Raw genomic sequence first — 16,683 nt, forward strand, 5'->3', positions numbered from 1 at the left:
ATGCCGGAAGCCATTCCGCGGCGACACGATTCAACACACAATAAAGCCCGGCACCTACAGGTGCCGGGCCGAAATGCGTTTACCGGGCCGGGCTGAATGGTCCGGTAAATGCCGATCGTCGGTTAGACGACGGTGCGGGTGCGGGTGCGGGCGTTGCGACGCTTGAGCGCCCGTCGCTCGTCCTCGCTCATACCACCCCACACGCCGGCATCCTGTCCGGACTTCAGGGCCCAGGACAGGCAGTCGGCGGTAACGGGGCAGCGAGCGCAGACCAGCTTGGCATCGGCAATCTGCGCGAGCGCAGGACCACTGTTACCCACCGGGAAGAACAGCTCGGGGTCCTCGTCGCGACAGATGGCCTTGTGGCGCCAGTCCATTCCTCTGCTCCTTTGCTGGGCGCCACAAAGGGCGCCTACGGTTTGTGGATCGTTCACTTGTGCGACTCGAATGTTTCCGCACGGTTGCTTGTGAATGCTTTCACGAACACCGTAGATGTCAATAGGTTTGCGGTGCACCGTGGGGAAGCTCACGCTCACTGGGTCCCGGCATGGGAACCTGCCCGGTCCTTTGTACTCGCTCTACCCGGCTTTCGCAGCACAACCCGGAGTTTTTTCGCGGCGTTTCGCGCTCAAGCGGGCTGCGGAGCCACCACATCGAGTACGCCGGGCACGCTGGTGAAATCCACCACGTTGCGCTTCCCGATAAAGTCCCCGTCGATTTGCAGGCCGATCGGTTCCTTGGTCTCGATCCGCACCGACGGCACATCGTCCTCACGAAACAAATTGCGGGACTTGGGATCTCCGTTGGCCGCCAGCAGTTGCCTGGCGAGCAGCAGCGTCGGCAGCACCGACATGGAGCGCACGGCGAACACGCCGAGGCCGCCTTCGAACCTGGTGCCGGGGTTGGTGTGCACCGGTGTCGCGTTCAGGTAGGTCCACGGGGTGGTGTTCGTTACGAAGGCGTAATGCGCGTCGGTCACCGGCTCGTGTCCGGGTATCTCGATCCGGACGCTCGGCGCGTTGCGTTTGGCGCGGAAGAATTGGCGAACGGTTGTGCGAACGTAGCGGCCCGGCGTCGCGGTGTACCCGTCGGCGCGGCTGGCGTCGATCGCCTCGCACACATCCGCGTCGAGCCCGACGCCCGCGCTGAAGGTGAACCACCGGTCGTCGGCGAGGCCGAGGCCGATGCGGCGGTCCCGATCGAGGGTGAGCAGATCGATGAGCTGGTTGGTTGCCGTGACCGGGTCGGGGGAGATGCCGAGCGCGCGGGCGAACACATTCGCCGAGCCGCCGGGGATCACGCCGAGCCGGGGCAGCCAGGCCTGGCCGTCGTTCAACTCGGGCAGCGGCAGGAAGCCGTTGATGGTCTCGTTGACCGTCCCATCGCCTCCGTGCACGACGATCAGGTCCATCTCGTTGGTCGATGCCCACTGGGCCAATTCCGCGGCGTGGCCGCGATGCTGGGTATGCGCGACGGTCAACTGAGTGCGGCTCTCCAGTGCGTGCGCGAGCAGATCCCGGGTCGCCGGTGTCGTCGAGGTGGCATTGGGATTCACGATCAGCAGCGTCCGCACGCTTGGCAGCCTAATCTGCCCGGCGTCGTAGGCTTGGCGCGTGGATGCGAGCGACCGGGGTGAGGTTTCCGAAGGCGTGCCCGTGACGGTGCGTGCCGCGGGCGGGTTGGTGGCGCTGGAGGGCGCCGCCGCGGTGATCGCGGCGATCTATTTCGCCGTGCGCCAGCTGCTCGGACACGAGGAGAGCGCGGTGAGCGGCTACGGCAACGCGGTGTACTTCGGGATACTCGGCGGCGCCGTGCTCGCCGCGGGTATCGCGCTGTTCCTCGGCCGCCGGTGGGGGCGGGCCATCGCGGTGATCGCGCAGCTGCTGCTGCTCCCGGTGACGTGGTCGCTGCTGACCGATTCGAAGCAGCCGGTCTACGGCGGGCTGCTCGGCGTCGTTGTCGTCGGCGCGCTCGTGCTGCTGTTCGTGCCCGCCTCGACGCGCTGGCTCGCGCAGGGCTACGGCGGCGCCGAGCCGGAGGAGCCATCGGCCAGTAGCTAGGCAGTCGCTGATCGGCCGGCGAGATGTTCGCGCAGCGCCGCGCGGCAGCGCTGATCGGCCAGCCGGGTGGTCTCGGGCTGACGGTAATTCGGGGTCAGCGTGAGCACCTGCGCGCAGGCGGTGTCGAGATCGATGCGATGGCCGACCGAGACGAAGACGGGCTTCACCCCGGTGCGGGTGCGCAGTACCCGGCCGACGACCCTGCCGTCGATGGTGACGTCCGCGGTGGCGCCGCGTTCGGCGGCGGGCTCGGTGTGCTCACCCCAGACGTTCTTGGCGACGCCGATCGTCGGCAGCCCGGTCAGCACGCCGAGATGGCAGGCGAGGCCGAACAGCCTGGGATGGGCAAGGCCGTGGCCGTCGCAGATCAGCAGATCCGGTGTGGTGGAAAGCTTTTCGAGCGCGTCGACGGTGGTCGGTAGTTCGCGGAAGGCGAGCAGTCCGGGGATGTAGGGGAAGTCGACGGTGCCGTAGGCGACCGAGGAATCGACGAGTTCGGCTGTGGCGGTGTCCAAGACGACGACCGCGGTGGCCACTTCACCGGTCTCGGCGTAGGCGGAATCGAGCCCGGCGACGGTGCGGAACTCCGGCGGGCCCGGATTGATCGGATCGACCAGCGGGCGGAGTCGGTCCTGTACGGCGATGGCCTCATCCGCGTCGGCGGGCCAGCGGGCCGGTCTCGAAACTTTCATCGCTGGAACACATTACGTGCGATGCGGCGAGAACGGCCCGGTGGTCGCTACTGCGCTTCTTTGGCGAGTGCGGCCAGCGGTTCGCCGCTGAGGCGGTAGCCGCGCCACTTCTCCTGGCTGACGGCGTCGAGCGATTCGTAGAAGTCGATCGACGGCGTATTCCAGGTGAGTACCGACCAGTCGAGGCGGGCGTAGCCGTTGTCGACCGCCTCCCGCGCGAGGGCCGCGAGCAGCGTCTTGCCGTAGCCCTTGCCGCGCGCGGACGGCTTGACGTACAGGTCCTCCAGGAAGATGCCGTGCACGCCCTCCCAGGTGGAGAAGTTCAGGAACCAGATGGCGCAGCCGACCAGCTCGCCGTCCTGCTCGACCACGTGCGCGAAGACCTTCGGGGTCGGACCGAACAGCGCGGTGTGCAGCTGCTCGGCGGTGAGTGTGCATTCGTGGCGCGCCTTTTCGTACTCCGCGAGGTCGTAGACGAGGTCGACCAGTGCGGGAACGTCGGCGGCGGTGGCGCGGCGGATGGTGCCGGTCTCGGTCACAGTGATACTCCATCGATGTTCGGTACGAGGTTGTGCGCCAGGACGGTCCGCACGTCATGTTCGTAGCCGAGCACGGTGATCGCGCCGGTCGACATGGCGAAGCGGCGCCCTTCCCGGACATCGAGCTCGGCCCACCTGGCGATCAACGCCCGGGAGAAGTGGCCGTGCCCGACCAGGACAGTATCGCGGCCCGGCAGCGCGGGGACGACCGAGGCCAGCACCCGGTCCGCCCTGGCCTGTACCTCGGCGGCGGATTCGCCACCGGGGACCTCGCCGGTCCAGATGGTCCAGTCCGGCGCGGTCTCGCGGATCTGTGTGGTGGTCAAGCCCTCGTAGTCGCCGTAATCCCATTCGGCCAGATCGTCGTCCACGACGGTGTCGGATAGTCCGGCGAGCGCGGCGGTACGGATGGCGCGCTCACGCGGGCTGGTCAGCACCAGCGGATCGCGCAACTTCAGCGCGGCGAGCAATTTTCCTGCGCCCCTTGCCTGTTCCTCGCCCAGTTCGGTGAGTGGCAGATCGGTGCGTCCGGTATGCCGCCGCGCGGTCGACCAGGCGGTTTCGCCGTGCCGCAGCAGGACTAGGCGTACCTCCGCCTTCGCTCCGGCCGTGCGCAGGCTGTCGACGGCTTCGCCGGCTGTGCCTGATAGGCGTGCATCGTCGAGTTCGGACATGTCATCCATCATGGGCCACCCACCCCACGCGGCACCGGACCGGGGTGAGCTCCCCCGCCTCCCCGCGACCTCGAGCCAGACTCGAGTGCGAATCCGGTTGCGTCGGCGTCCGGCGGTTGGGTGCCGGATGGGTTAGCCGGTCCCCGGCGAGTTACCGATGTACTCGCGAAATCAGTTGTCTGGTTGTGATGAACCGTGAGCGGTTGCCTCTTGTGGCGAGTTCCCGCCCGCCGGTAATTCATCCGAGGGCGTACAGGATGCCCGCGCGGCGCTCGAGGATGGTGGGGCCGAGGACGGCCAGTGAGATCGGGCTGCCGTCGAAGTCGGGGCGCTGCACCGGGATGCGGGTTTGTTCGACCCCGGTACCCGGGTCGAGGGCGGCGAGGCCGTCGCGCACCGGCACCAGTACGCGGCCCGCCATGAGGGCGGGGGTGCCGAGTGCGCCGGGCGCGGTCCAGAGTGGCTCCAATGTGGTTGCGCTCAAGGCGATCACGCTGTTGCCGGTGAACAGGAAGTAGGCGTTGCCGAGCCGGATCGCGGTGGCGCCGTCGGTCAGCGGTGCCGGAAGATCGTGTACGACAACGGGATTGCCGGATGCGTCGGAGATGGATAGGCGCGGCGGGGTCGGTGCGCCGCCGGGTGCGGCGGGCGCGCCGGGCAGGTACACCGCGATCCTGTTGTCGGACACCGCGATCACCCTGGTTTCGGGTGAATCCGCGCCGGGGCCGGTGAGCACGTGGGAGCTGAATTCCTCGGGCACCGTATTGTCCTTCGGCGCCGGATTGAGCACGCTCAGCCGATCGGACGGGTCCTCGGGGCAGCGCTCGAGCACCGCGAGCCTGGTCGAGCTGGAACTCGCCGAGAGCAGCTTGCAGTCATGGCGCGGTTGGGTTTTCGTGTTCACCGGCGCGTCGACATAGCCGTACTCCAGCGTGCGCACCAGATCCGAGCGCCACATCTCCAGCCGCTTCGGGCCGAGCGCGAGCACATAGGTGCCATCAACAGACAGCCGGACGGTCATATCCATATAGCTGCTGCGCGCGGTGCGCCGCGCACCGTCCTCGGCGAGCAAGGTGGCCTGGCTGCAGCCGCGCTGATCCCGGTACACCGCGATCACCGTGCCGAACTGCGATTCCACCCCGCACAGCGGCATATCCCGCTTGTACAGCCACAGCTGCTCACCGGTGCGCGGATCGCGGCCGACCACCGAACCGTCGTCACCGGTGACCGCGACGCCGCCGGCCACCAGCGCGCGTGCGGCCGCGGCGTCGGGCGCCTGCCACAGCGGGCGCAGCGCGCCGGGCAGCTGATCCGTCGAGGTCGGCACCGGCGCGGGATGACTCGCGGTCACCGACTCGGTGCCGCTCGCATCGCCGCGCGCCCACACCACGATCGCCGCGACCACCACGAGCACGGCGATCACTACCGCGGAGATGATGTCGGCGCGCGTTCGCCGCTCGGGTGCGAGCACGATTGCGAGAGTAGCGGATCCGGCGAACTCAGACCGACGCGGTGGTTGCGGTGATCACCTCGGTCGTCGCGTCGTCGCCGGTCACCGCGTTCTCCCCGGCCGGCTTGCGCCTGCGCCGCCGACGGCGGGTCGATCCCTCCGCCGGCTCGGTCTCGCCCTCGGCGTTGTCCGCCGAGCCGTTGGCCGTGGTCGCGACGCCGTTCTCGGCCGCATCGTGCCCGGCCTCGGCCGTGCCGTTCTCGGCGGCGTCGCCCGCGGGCTTGCGCCGCCTGCTGCGCCTGCGCCTGGCCGGCTTGTCACCGGTCTCGTCGGCTGCGGCATCGACAATGTCGGCGGTGTCGTCGTCGACCACGTCGGTGCCGTTGGACTCGGTGCCGTTCGATTCACCGTCGATCGGCTGACCGGCCCTGGTCCGCCTGCGGTTGCGCTTGCGCGGTGTGCGCGCGGGCCGCTCCTCGACCACCGCGTCCGGATCGCGCTCCGGCTTCGGCTTGCGCACGACGCCGGTCGCGCCCTCGGGGATGCCGAGATCCGAAAACAGGTGCGGCGACCGCGAATACGTCTCGACCGGCTCGGGGATGCCGAGACCGAGCGCCTTGTCGATGGCGGCCCAGCGGTTCAGTTCGTCCCAGTCGATCAGCGTCACCGCGACGCCGGTGCGCCCGGCCCGGCCGGTGCGGCCGATGCGGTGCACGTAGGTCTTCTCGTCCTCCGGGCACTGGTAGTTGACGACGTGGGTGACGTCGTCGATATCGATGCCGCGCGCCGCGACGTCGGTGGCGACGAGCACGTCGATGGTGCCCTTGCGGAACTTCGCCAGCGCCTTCTCCCGGGCGATCTGGCCCAGGTCGCCGTGCACGGCGCCGACCGCGAACCCGCGCTCGGCCAGTTCGTCGGCCACCTTCTGCGCGGTGCGCTTGGTCCTGGTGAAGATCATGGTGGCGCCGCGGTTCTCGGCCTGCAGGATCTTGGCGATCAGCTCGCTCTTGTCCAGCGCGTGTGCGCGGTAGACGAACTGGGCCGTGCGGTCGTGCACCGCGGAATCGTGCGGCTCCTCGGCGCGGATATGCGTCGGGCGGGTCAGGAAGGTGCGGGCCAGCGTGATGATCGGGCCGGGCATGGTCGCCGAGAACAGCATCGTCTGGCGCTTGTCGGGCACCATGCCGAGCACGCGCTCGATATCGGGCAGGAAGCCGAGGTCAAGCATTTCGTCGGCCTCGTCCAGGACGAGCACGCCGATCTTGCCGAGGATCAGGTGGTTCTGGTTGGCCAGATCGAGCAGGCGGCCCGGCGTGCCGACCACGACGTCGACGCCCTTGCGCAGCGCCTCGATCTGCGCCTCGTAGGGGCGGCCGCCGTAGATGGAGGCGACTTTGAGCGCGCCCTGGTGGTTCTTCAGGTACTTGCCCGCGTTCTCCAGGTCCTGGGTGACCTGGATGCACAGCTCACGGGTCGGCACGATCACCAGCGCGCGCGGGGTGCCGTCGAGTGGAGTGGTGCCGGATTCGGCGGTGGCGATCCGGTGCAGCAGCGGCACGCCGAAACCGAAGGTCTTCCCCATACCGGTGCGCGCCTGGCCGATGAGATCTTCGCCGGCCAGTGCCAGCGGCAGGGTGAGTTCCTGAATTGCGAAAGTACGTTCGATGCCCATCTCGCCGAGCGCGCGCACGATTTCGTCGCGAACGCCTAATTCGGCGAATGTCGGGGCGGTATGCGTTTCGTCCAGTTCGGCCGTCAGCAGTGTGTCCGCCAAGCCTGGTTCCTGTTCGACAGTGATCTTGCTCAGGTTCGTGCCTTCCTCGTCATCGCGTCACGCGCGCACGAGGCGTGGGGCGGACCGGTCGGCCCGCGACGACCACGTATCCGCCTGTGATGCTCACCGCCAGGCCACAGCCGGTCCCGGGTGCCGTCGATACGGCAGCTATCTCGGGATACCTCGGCGCGGCGCATGGGTGACGCGGATCTGGTGCGCGCACATTTTCCATGGCAGCGGAAACCTTCGAAGGTGCGTAAATTTCCGTTGTCGGGAGTGATTGTAGCGTGATATTGTGCACGGCTCGAATTGCCGCCCGGGTGAATTCGCCGCAAAAGACCGGTTTCCCCCAGTCGCGGGTCGACGTACGCTGCGGCACATGGCAATTCATCCGGCGCGTCGAATCTGGACGACCCTCGAACCCCTGCACGATGTGGTCTATTTCGGGGAGGGGGTGAAGGAGCGCGGGGTCGCGCTCGGCCTGCGGGGCTACTGGCAGACATACTTCGCATTTCGGGCAGCGCCGATGGGCGCGGTGAGCGCGGGCACGGTGCTTGCCACCTTCGCCGGATTCCACCCCGACATGATCGCCAAGGCGCTGCCCGACGCCTGGGTACGTACCGATCCGGACAAGTGTCTCGAAGCGCGCGTCGAGCTGTCCGCCGCCCTGCTGCGCGCCGCGGGCGCGAAGGAGGCGCAGTGCGCCAGGGCGGTCGCTCTGCTGCTTCCGGCGTACCGCGCGGCCGATGCGACCGGCAGGCCGTTATTCGCGGCGAACAACGCGCTGCCGCTGCCCGAGGATCCGGTGGCGCGGCTGTGGCAGCTCGCGACCTCGCTGCGTGAGCATCGCGGCGACGGACATGTGGCCGCGCTGGTGACGCACGGGCTGACCGGGCGGCTGGCGATGGTGATGCAGGTGGCGGCGGGCAAGATGCCCGCCTCGGTGATGCGTACCGCGCGCGGGCTGTCCGAGCGGGAGTGGGCGGACGCGCTCGACGAGCTGCGCGCGCGAGGCCTGGTCAAGGGGGAGCCGGTCAGCCCGGTGCTGACCGGCAGCGGCGGCGAGCTGCTCGAGCGGGTCGAGGCGAGCACCGACGATGCCGCGTGGCACGGCGCGCTGTCGGCGCTGTCCTCCGATGCCGTCGCCGAATTGCTGACTTCGCTTGCGCCGCTGGTGAAGACCGTCTTCGACACGGTGATGCCGCCGATCACGCCGATCGGCATGGGCCGGGAATGAGTCATGGCCGGACTTGCCTGTTACCGGCGGTACCGGATGTGAGAGATTCATCGGTGTGACGATCGCCGAAACCGTGACCACCGCCGCGCGCAACGCCTGGGCCCTGACCTTCGGCCCGGGCGTCGAGGCGCCTGAGCCGACCCCGTCGACGGTGCTGTGGGACGAACCGCATCGGCTGCTGCGCCGATTCGAACCCGCCCCGGCGGACAGCGACACCGCGGTGCCTTTTCCCGGGTCGCTGGGCTCCGGCCCGCCGGTGCTGCTCGTCCCGCCGCTCGCCGCCCCCGCGACCTGCTTCGACCTGCGGCCCGACCAGAGCGTGGCCAGGTTCCTGCTCGACACCGGCCGCAGCCCCTACCTCGTCGACTACGGCGAGATCACCTTCGCCGACCGGCGGATGGGATTCGAGGACTGGATCGACGACATCCTGCCCGAGGCGATCCTGCGCACCTCCGCCGATCGCGGCGGCCGCGCGGTCGATCTGGTCGGCTGGTCGATCGGCGGCACCCTGGCGCTGCTCACCGCCGCCGCGCACGCGCACCTGCCGATCCGCTCCGTCACCGCCGTCGGCGCGCCGCTGGACTACGACGAGATGACCGGTATCAAGCAGCTGCGCGCGGTCGCCAAAGTGACCGGCGGACTTGGTATGTCGACCGCCGTGCGCGCCGCGGGCGGTGTGCCCGCCTCGCTCACCCGGTTCGGCTACAAGCTGACCGCATGGGACCGCGAGCTGACCAGGCCGTGGTTCGTCGCCAGCAATATCACCAGCACCGAGGCGCTGGCCAAGATGGAGACCATCGACCGTTTCATGGCCGAGATGCCCGGCTACCCCGGCCGCTTCTACAACCAGCTGTGGGGACGTTTCATGCGGCACAACGACATCGGCCGCGGCGGGCTGCGACTCGGTGCGCGGCGCATCGAGCTCGCACACGTGAGCGCGCCGGTGCTGCTCGTCGGCGGACCCGACGACATGATCACCGCGGCGGCCGCGGTCGCGGCGGGCACCCGCACGCTCACCGGTGCGGAATTGGTCCGCTACGAGACCGCGCCCGGCAGTCACCTGGGGATTCTGGCCGGTCCGGGCGCTCGCGACAGCACATGGACCTACCTCGACAAGTTCCTCGGCGAACTCGCCTGATGTTGTCCGGGGATGGCCGAGTCGCGCGGCCCGAACCGCGACTAGGCTATGCAGCCATGGGAGCACAGTCATCTGCCGCGCTAGGTGTTTCGTCCACCGACTCACCCGTCGGGGTGACCGATCTGTTCGCGGTGCTCGCCTACGGTGAGATCTCCGCGTTCTACCGGCTGGCCGAGGAGGCCAAGCTGTCGCCGACGCTGCGCGGCAAGGTCGCGGTCGCGAAAATGGCGGCCGCCGAGATGGAACACTTCAGGACGCTCGAGGCCGCGCTGGCCGAGCGCGGCGTCGACATCTTCGACGCGATGGCGCCGTTCGTGCGGGCGCTCGACGCCTACCACGCCTCCACCGACCCCTCGACCTGGCTCGAGTCGATGGTGAAGTTCTATGTCGGTGACGGCATCGCCGCCGACTTCTATACCGAGATCGCGGGCGCGCTGCCGCCCGAGGTCGCCGACGTGGTCCGCGATGTGCTCGCCGAGACCAGCCACTCCGAATTCGTGGTCGACGAGGTGCGCCGCGCGGTCGAGGCGAGCCGCTCCGAACGTGACCGGCTGACCCTGTGGGGCAGGCGGCTGCTCGGCGAGGCGATCACCCAGGCGCAGTACGTGATGGCGCAGCGCGACGAGCTCACCGAGCTGGTGCTCTCGGCGACCGGTGACCTCAACGGCATCGCCGAGCTGTTCGAGCGCATGCAGGCCAGCCACGCGGAACGCATGGCGGTACTGGGTATTTGAGTGCTGGCATTCAGTCGTTGACGGCGCGGTCCGTGACAAGCCGCAGTTCGGGTGTGCGGGCCTGCGCCTGATCGGTGAGCCAGACGACGATGCTGTGATCGCCGCTGGAATCCAGGGTTTCGAACGGCACCTCGACCGTGCCGCCTGCGGGATGGTCGATGCGCAGTGTGCCGTTGGGGTGCGCGCCGGCGCGCTGCCTGGCCCACCGTTCGGCGAATTCCGGGTGGGCGCGCAGGGTTTCGACGAACTCGACGATCCGATCGTCGCCCGGCCAGCGCATGGTGGACCGGCGCAGCGCCGCGACGAAGATATCGGCCGCCTCGGACCAGTTGCGCCAGACGCGATGCGCCGAGGGGTGGGCGAAGGTGAACCAGGCCAGGTTGGCGTGCGTCGAATTGTCGAGCAGGCCGAGCGGAGTCGCGAATTCCTCCCACGCGGCGTTCCAGCCCAGGATGTCCAGCTGCCTGCCGATCACGAAGGCCGGTGTCGGCGCCAGCGCGCGCAGCACGGCGCTCACCCGCTCCGGAATCTCCCGCTCGGCGCCCTCGCTGCCGGGGCACTGCCCGCTGTCGTTGCAGTTGTTGAGCGCGAGCCAGCCGAAGTGGTGGCGCTCCGGGCCCTCGAGCCGCAGCGCCTCGGCGAGCGCGTTGATCACCGAGGGCGACGGATTCCGGTCCCGGCCCTGCTCCAAGCGAGCCAGGTAGTCGGCGCTGAGACCGGCGAGCACGGCGACCTCTTCCCGGCGCAGGCCGGGCGTGCGGCGGCGGCCGCCCTCGGGCAGGCCGACATCGGCGGGGCGCAGTTCCGCGCGCCGCGTCACCAGGAATTCCGCGAATGCCGATCGAGCCATAGGACCCATCATGCCGGACTTCGGTCCGCTTATCCTGGCACTGGCGGGTCCAGGATAACGGCGGTCTGGTTAGGCGCTTTCCGGCCACGCATCGTTGTCGGCATGACGACATCGGAATCCACCACCGCCGCAACCGCTCTCAAGCCGGGCCCGTGGGCACTCGATACGGCCCACTCCTCGGTCGGCTTCACCATCCGCCACCTCGGCATCGCCAAGGTGCGCGCGGGCTTCACCAAGTTCGACACCGAATTCGTGGTCGACGAGGCCGGATTCGCCACCCTCGGCGCCACCATCCACCTCGACTCGTTCGACTCCGGCAACGCCGACCGCGACGCGCACGTGCGCAACGCCGACTTCCTCGACGTCGCCAACCGCCCGACCCTCACCTTCCGCGCCACCGGGCCGGTGCTGATCGCCGAGGAGTTCACGGTCGAGGGCGAGGCCACCCTCGGCGGCATCACGAAGCCGGTCACCCTCGAGGTCGAATGGGGCGGCGTGCAGGAGTTCGGCGACAGCCGCCACGCCGGCTTCTCGGCCACCGGCACCATCAAGCGCACCGACTTCGGCGTCGGCGGCCCGGTACCGGGCATGCTGAGCGACGCGGTCAAGGTCGAACTCGAGATCCAGCTGATCGAACCGAAGTAGCCGTCCCGTCGCCTCGCGAGTGGGGGTGGCGTTCGCTGAGAGCGCAGACACCAACTGCTGTTCGGTTGTCGTACTCGATTAGCCTTGGTTTCGACAGCACAGGACTCTAGGTTCGGAGGTTGGCCGTGGAGGTCAAGATCGGTATTTCGGATAGCCCGCGCGAGCTCGTGATCAACAGCCCGCAGACTCCCGACGAGGTCGAGGCGCTGGTGTCCGGTGCGCTGAGCGGCGAGGGCGGTGTGGTCGTGCTCGTCGACGAGAAGGGGCGCAAGTACCTGATCCAGGCATCCAAGGTCGCCTACGTCGAGATCGGCGCGGTCAGCGCGGGCCGCGTCGGCTTCGCCGCCGTGTAATACTTCTGGACCTGATTATCTGGACCAACGAAAACAGGCCCCACCTTCTGACATCAGAAGGTGGGGCCTGTTTTCGTTGGTCTTCAGTCGACGGGTCTTCAGTCGATCGGGTGCAGCGGCACGTGGGATAGGCCGCCCCAGGCGAGCTGCACGGTCGTGTCGACCGCCTCCTCCTTGGGGATCGGCCGATCGGCCTCCAGCCAGTAGCGCGCGGTGAACTGGCTCGCGCCGACCAGGCCGACCGCGAGGATGCGCGCGCGGTACGGGTCGAGGCCCGAGTCGTGGGCCACCAGATCGAAGACGGCGTCGACACAGGCCTCGGTCGCCTGCTCCACCCGGCGCTGCACCTGCGGCTCGCTGGTCAGGTCCGATTCGAAAACCAATCGGAAGCCCTGCATTTCGTTGTCGACGAAGTCGAAGTACGCCTGCACGGCGGCACGCACGCGCTGGCGGTTGTCGGTGGTCGAGCGCAGCGCCTGGCGCACGCTCTGGACCAGCATGTCGACGTAGTTCTGCAGCACCGCCAGGTACAGTTCCAGCTTGCTGGTGAAGTGTTGATACAGCACCGGCTTGCTCACCCCGGCGCACTGCGAGATCTCGTCCATGCCCGCGGCGTGATAGCCGCGCTGGACGAAGACCTCACTGGCGGCCTGGAGTAGTTGCTGGCGACGTTCGTCGCGTGGAAGCCGGGTACCGCGTTTGGCCGGTGCCGCGGTCGCGGACGACGATGCTCTGCGGGACGTCGTCCGGTCCACGAGGTCAGTCATTTCGGCTCTCCCAGTCGATTCCCCGGCAAAGAGGGGGTGTGCACCGGGTATCCCATGAACGATACCTGGTCGTCGCTCCTGCGCGCCGACCGCGCGGGGAACATGGTGGTGGCCCGCTATACGGACGGGCCCTGGCAGGCGAATGTAGTACCCCGCCGTGACATATGTCGCAGCGGCCCCCGTCAATGGTGTGCCCGACGTCGGGGTCTTGCGCGCTGTGAGAGCCTGAATGGCGTGACGGACCGATCGGAAAGACCGTCGGGCGGCGGCCAGGAGGCACGTCGTCCCGCTGGCTCCGCCGCGCCCGGTTCCGTAGTGTCGGAGTCCGTGGCAAGGTCCGGCCGAGAAGCACGATCGGGCGCAGCGGCCCGCACCGGCGCTGCGGCACGGCCCGACGTTGCTGGACGACCCGACACCGCTGGACGGCCCAGTGCCGGAAATCCCGAGGGCGGCCCGCCGCCGAGAACCGGGCCGCCGCCCAGAAGCAGACCGGAGCGGTCGACCAAGCGTGACCGCAACGGCGTCGAGATCTACGACCCACTCGGTCTGTACGAGACTCGCGATCGCTCCCATCAACCGCTGCGAGCCCGCTGGGATCCGACCGCTCCCGACGAGAGCAGATCGCGCGCACGGCCCGAGCGCGACACCAAGAAGCAGAGCGCGCTCGGCAGATTCGTCCGCACCTACGGCTGGCGCGCGTACGCGCTGCCCGTGCTGTTCGTGGTCACCGTGCTCGTGGTGGTCGACGCGGTGCGCGGTACCGACGCACCGGCCGCGACCGGCGGCATTCCCGGTTTCGGCAAACTCAGCCCGCGTGCCGCGACCGCGGGCATCATCGGCGGCGCGCCGCCCGGCGACGGCCACTTCCCGACCGATCTCCCGACCGGCGCGCTGCCCGAGGGCGGCCCGTTCGTCGAGGCGGGCACCGGCGTCTGGCATGTGGTGCCAGGGACGACGGCGCAGGTCGGTACCGGCTCCGACATCGTCTTCCGCTACACCGTGGAGATCGAGGACGGCATCGACACCTCCGCCTTCGGCGGTGACGCCGCGGTGGCCAAGATGATCGACTCGACGCTGGCCGATCCGCGCAGCTGGACCCACGATCGCAAATTCGCCTTCCGCCGGGTCGATCAGGGCGACACCGATTTCCGGATCTCGCTCGCCTCGCGCGAATCCACCCGCAAGGCCTGCGGGTTCGACATCCCCATCGACTCGTCCTGCTACAACGCCGATATGGGCAGGGTGGTGGTCTCGGAGGTGCGCTGGGTGCGCGGCGCGGTCGCCTTCGAGGGCGATATCGGCTCCTACCGGCAGTATCAGATCAATCACGAGGTCGGCCACGCCATCGGCTATCACCAGCATCAGCCGTGCGATACCGACGGCGGCCTCGCGCCGGTGATGATGCAGCAGACCTTCGGCACCAAGAACAACGACATCGCCACACTGGATCCCGGCGGTATCGTCCCGATGGACGGTAAACGCTGCCGCTTCAACGCCTGGCCCTACCCGCGCGGATGAGCACGGGGGCGGCTGCGGCCGCGGCCGGGCGGTACGCGACGATAGGCGGGGAAGAACGGCCCGGTCGCCGGTGTTGTAGCTAGGCGTTACTGCGATCGGCAATTCGATTCGAGGAGTCCTGGACGTGTCATCACCAAAGTCCCTGCCGCCATTGGTCGAACCGGCCGCGGAACTGACCAGGGACGAGGTCGCCCGCTACAGCCGCCACCTGATCATCCCGGATCTCGGTGTGGACGGGCAGAAGCGGCTGAAGAATGCCAAGGTGCTGGTGATCGGCGCAGGCGGGCTCGGCTCGCCCGCACTGCTCTACCTGGCCGCGGCGGGCGTCGGGACGCTCGGCATCGTCGAATTCGACGAGGTGGACGCCTCCAACCTGCAGCGGCAGATCATCCACGGTGAGTCCGATATCGGCCGCCCGAAGGCCGACAGCGCGCGCGACTCCATCCTGGAGATCAACTCCGGCATCGACGTGCGGCTGCACAAGATCCGCTTGGAGCCGGAGAACGCGATCGAGCTGTTCCGCGAATACGACCTGATCGTCGACGGCACCGACAACTTCGCGACCAGGTACCTGGTCAACGACGCCGCCGTGCTGGCGGGCAAGCCCTACGTCTGGGGCTCGATCTACCGCTTCGAGGGCCAGGTCTCGGTGTTCTGGGAGGACGCACCGGACGGGCGCGGTATCAACTACCGCGACCTGTACCCGGAGGCGCCGCCGCCGGGTATGGTCCCGTCCTGCGCCGAGGGCGGCGTGCTCGGTGTGCTGTGCGCGTCCATCGGTTCGGTCATGGTCACCGAGGCGATCAAGCTGATCACCGGTATCGGTGAGCCGCTGCTCGGCCGTCTGATGGTGTACGACGCACTGGACATGAACTACCGGACCATCAAGCTGCGCCGCGATCCGGAGCGTCAGCCGATCACCGAACTGATCGACTACGAGGCGTTCTGCGGTGTGGTGTCCGAGGAGGGCGCCGCCGCCGCGGCCGATTCCACGATCACCGCACGTGAGCTGAAGGAACTGCTCGACGCGGGCAAGGACATCGAGATCATCGATGTGCGCGAGCCGGTCGAGTGGGAGATCGTGCATATCGAGGGCGCGAAGCTGATCCCGAAGGATCGCATCCTGTCCGGTGAAGCGCTGTCCGAGCTGCCGCAGAACCGTCCGATCGTGCTGCACTGCAAGACCGGTGTGCGTTCGGCCGAGGCACTCGCCGCGCTCAAGCGCGCCGGATTCGCCGACGCCACCCACGTACAGGGCGGAATCATCGCCTGGGCCAACCAGATCGATCCGTCGCTGCCGGTCTACTGATCGCAGGTTGCGCGGCATATCGGCCGCGCAACCCACCCGGCGCGCCGGAGGTGCGCCCATTAAACACAGCGGTACCGTACGGCCGTGACTTCTGTGGAACCTCCCGAGCACGTGCGAGCCACGTTCGGTCTACGCGAGGTGACCCCGGTTTCGCTCGGAGACTGGGACGGTGCCTGGCGTCTCGGTGACGTGGTGCTCAGCCCGGTCGCCGACCATGCCAGGGCGGCGTGGTCGGCGAAGGTGCGCGAGACGCTGAAGGTGGACGGCCTACGCCTGGCCAGGCCGGTGCGCGCGACCGACGGGCGCTACGTCGTATCCGGTTGGCGCGCCGACACTTTTCTGGAGGGCTCGCCCGAGCCCAGGCACGACGAGGTGGTTTCGGTCTCGCTGCGGCTACATCAGGCCACCGCGAAGCTGGAGCGGCCGCGGTTCCTCGTCCAGCCGCCCGTGGCGCCGTGGGTGGATGTGGACGTCTTCGTCGCCGCCGACCGCGCCGCGTGGGAAGCGGTGCCGCTACGTAGTTTACGAGCAGGCGGTCCGCTGCCGACCACGTCGCCCGATGGTCAGCGCAGCATGGAGCTGATCGGTCAGCTGGCCACGCTGCGCAAACCGGTGCAGACGCCTGCGCAGCTCGTGCACGGCGATTTGTTCGGAACCGTGCTGTTCGCGGGGGTTTTCACGCCGGGACTCACCGATATCACGCCCTACTGGCGGCCCGCGCCGTGGGCCGCCGGAGTCATCGTCGTCGACGCGCTCGCCTGGGGCGGCGCGGACGACGGGCTGCTCGACAGGTGGCGCGAGCTACCCGAGTGGCCGCAGATGTTGTTGCGCGCGGTCATGTTCCGGCTCGCGGTGCACGCGCTACATCCGAGATCGACGCCCGAGGCATTTCCCGGGCTGGCCCGCACCGCCGACATGGTGCGCTTGATGCTGTAGGCGCACA

General features: G+C 68.6%; 18 protein-coding genes. 9 read left to right on the forward strand and 9 right to left on the reverse strand.

Going from position 1 to position 16,683, the window contains the following annotated elements:
- Positions 1-122: 122 nt before the first annotated feature.
- On the reverse strand, positions 123-377 hold the full coding sequence (locus ACIG5A_RS33640) for a WhiB family transcriptional regulator (protein WP_011211115.1): 255 nt from the start codon (positions 375-377) through the stop codon (positions 123-125).
- A 251-nt stretch (positions 378-628) separates the two neighbouring features.
- Positions 629-1,573 (reverse strand): diacylglycerol/lipid kinase family protein, encoded by a 945-nt coding sequence (locus ACIG5A_RS33645; RefSeq protein WP_397247543.1) that lies wholly within the window; start codon positions 1,571-1,573, stop codon positions 629-631.
- 40 nt (positions 1,574-1,613) lie between these two features.
- Between ACIG5A_RS33645 and ACIG5A_RS33650 the strand changes: the two genes are divergently transcribed.
- Entirely contained in the window at positions 1,614-2,060 is a 447-nt protein-coding gene (locus ACIG5A_RS33650) for a hypothetical protein (RefSeq protein ID WP_397247545.1), read from the forward strand.
- Here the strand turns inward: ACIG5A_RS33650 and ACIG5A_RS33655 are convergent.
- The 5 genes from ACIG5A_RS33655 to ACIG5A_RS33675 all read right to left on the reverse strand — a co-directional run bounded on the left by ACIG5A_RS33655 (position 2,057) and on the right by ACIG5A_RS33675 (position 7,189).
- On the reverse strand, positions 2,057-2,752 hold the full coding sequence (locus tag ACIG5A_RS33655) for an endonuclease V (RefSeq protein ID WP_397247547.1): 696 nt from the start codon (positions 2,750-2,752) through the stop codon (positions 2,057-2,059). The genes ACIG5A_RS33650 and ACIG5A_RS33655 overlap by 4 nt on opposite strands.
- 47 nt (positions 2,753-2,799) lie before the next feature.
- The gene (locus tag ACIG5A_RS33660; protein WP_397247549.1) at positions 2,800-3,291 is read right to left on the reverse strand and encodes a GNAT family N-acetyltransferase; all 492 of its coding nucleotides are present in this window, start codon (positions 3,289-3,291) and stop codon (positions 2,800-2,802) included.
- Positions 3,288-3,965 (reverse strand): acid phosphatase, encoded by a 678-nt coding sequence (locus tag ACIG5A_RS33665; RefSeq protein ID WP_397247551.1) that lies wholly within the window; start codon positions 3,963-3,965, stop codon positions 3,288-3,290. Before ACIG5A_RS33665 ends, ACIG5A_RS33660 begins: the two co-directional genes overlap by 4 nt.
- A gap of 238 nt (positions 3,966-4,203) precedes the next feature.
- Positions 4,204-5,436 (reverse strand): hypothetical protein, encoded by a 1,233-nt coding sequence (locus ACIG5A_RS33670; protein ID WP_397247553.1) that lies wholly within the window; start codon positions 5,434-5,436, stop codon positions 4,204-4,206.
- Positions 5,437-5,464: 28 nt separating this feature from the next.
- Entirely contained in the window at positions 5,465-7,189 is a 1,725-nt protein-coding gene (locus ACIG5A_RS33675) for a DEAD/DEAH box helicase (RefSeq protein ID WP_397247555.1), read from the reverse strand.
- A gap of 379 nt (positions 7,190-7,568) precedes the next feature.
- Between ACIG5A_RS33675 and ACIG5A_RS33680 the strand changes: the two genes are divergently transcribed.
- Genes ACIG5A_RS33680 through ACIG5A_RS33690 form a run of 3 tightly spaced genes read left to right on the forward strand, consistent with a single transcriptional unit; the run spans position 7,569 to position 10,298 of the window.
- The gene (locus ACIG5A_RS33680) at positions 7,569-8,426 is read left to right on the forward strand and encodes a hypothetical protein (RefSeq protein ID WP_397247557.1); all 858 of its coding nucleotides are present in this window, start codon (positions 7,569-7,571) and stop codon (positions 8,424-8,426) included.
- A 55-nt stretch (positions 8,427-8,481) separates the two neighbouring features.
- Entirely contained in the window at positions 8,482-9,564 is a 1,083-nt protein-coding gene (locus tag ACIG5A_RS33685) for an alpha/beta hydrolase (protein WP_397247559.1), read from the forward strand.
- Between the two features lie 56 nt (positions 9,565-9,620).
- A complete protein-coding gene (locus ACIG5A_RS33690) occupies positions 9,621-10,298 on the forward strand; it encodes a ferritin-like fold-containing protein (RefSeq protein ID WP_397247561.1) in 678 nt (225 codons plus the stop codon).
- A 10-nt stretch (positions 10,299-10,308) separates the two neighbouring features.
- On the opposite strand, the gene ACIG5A_RS33695 is transcribed toward ACIG5A_RS33690, so the two are convergent.
- Positions 10,309-11,148: a helix-turn-helix transcriptional regulator gene (locus tag ACIG5A_RS33695; RefSeq protein WP_397247563.1), complete on the reverse strand. Its 840-nt coding sequence runs from the start codon at positions 11,146-11,148 to the stop codon at positions 10,309-10,311.
- Between the two features lie 102 nt (positions 11,149-11,250).
- Here ACIG5A_RS33695 and ACIG5A_RS33700 point away from each other — a divergent pair, with 102 nt between their 5' ends.
- Positions 11,251-11,793: a YceI family protein gene (locus ACIG5A_RS33700; protein ID WP_397247565.1), complete on the forward strand. Its 543-nt coding sequence runs from the start codon at positions 11,251-11,253 to the stop codon at positions 11,791-11,793.
- Positions 11,794-11,918: 125 nt separating this feature from the next.
- Positions 11,919-12,146 carry a DUF3107 domain-containing protein gene (locus ACIG5A_RS33705; protein ID WP_397247567.1) on the forward strand — a complete coding sequence of 76 codons (228 nt, stop codon included), beginning with the start codon at positions 11,919-11,921 and terminating at the stop codon, positions 12,144-12,146.
- A 98-nt stretch (positions 12,147-12,244) separates the two neighbouring features.
- On the opposite strand, the gene ACIG5A_RS33710 is transcribed toward ACIG5A_RS33705, so the two are convergent.
- Positions 12,245-12,913 carry a TetR/AcrR family transcriptional regulator gene (locus ACIG5A_RS33710; protein ID WP_397247569.1) on the reverse strand — a complete coding sequence of 223 codons (669 nt, stop codon included), beginning with the start codon at positions 12,911-12,913 and terminating at the stop codon, positions 12,245-12,247.
- A gap of 528 nt (positions 12,914-13,441) precedes the next feature.
- Between ACIG5A_RS33710 and ACIG5A_RS33715 the strand changes: the two genes are divergently transcribed.
- From ACIG5A_RS33715 to ACIG5A_RS33725, 3 genes are all read left to right on the forward strand, one after another.
- Positions 13,442-14,431, forward strand: a complete 990-nt coding sequence (locus tag ACIG5A_RS33715) for a DUF3152 domain-containing protein (RefSeq protein WP_397248003.1) — start codon at positions 13,442-13,444, stop codon at positions 14,429-14,431.
- Positions 14,432-14,555: 124 nt separating this feature from the next.
- Positions 14,556-15,740, forward strand: a complete 1,185-nt coding sequence (gene moeZ / locus ACIG5A_RS33720; RefSeq protein WP_397247571.1) for an adenylyltransferase/sulfurtransferase MoeZ — start codon at positions 14,556-14,558, stop codon at positions 15,738-15,740.
- Between the two features lie 84 nt (positions 15,741-15,824).
- On the forward strand, positions 15,825-16,676 hold the full coding sequence (locus tag ACIG5A_RS33725) for a TIGR02569 family protein (RefSeq protein WP_397247573.1): 852 nt from the start codon (positions 15,825-15,827) through the stop codon (positions 16,674-16,676).
- Positions 16,677-16,683: the final 7 nt, after the last annotated feature.

This window comes from Nocardia sp. NPDC052566 (assembly GCF_044547285.1).
Taxonomy (GTDB): Bacteria; Actinomycetota; Actinomycetes; order Mycobacteriales; family Mycobacteriaceae; genus Nocardia.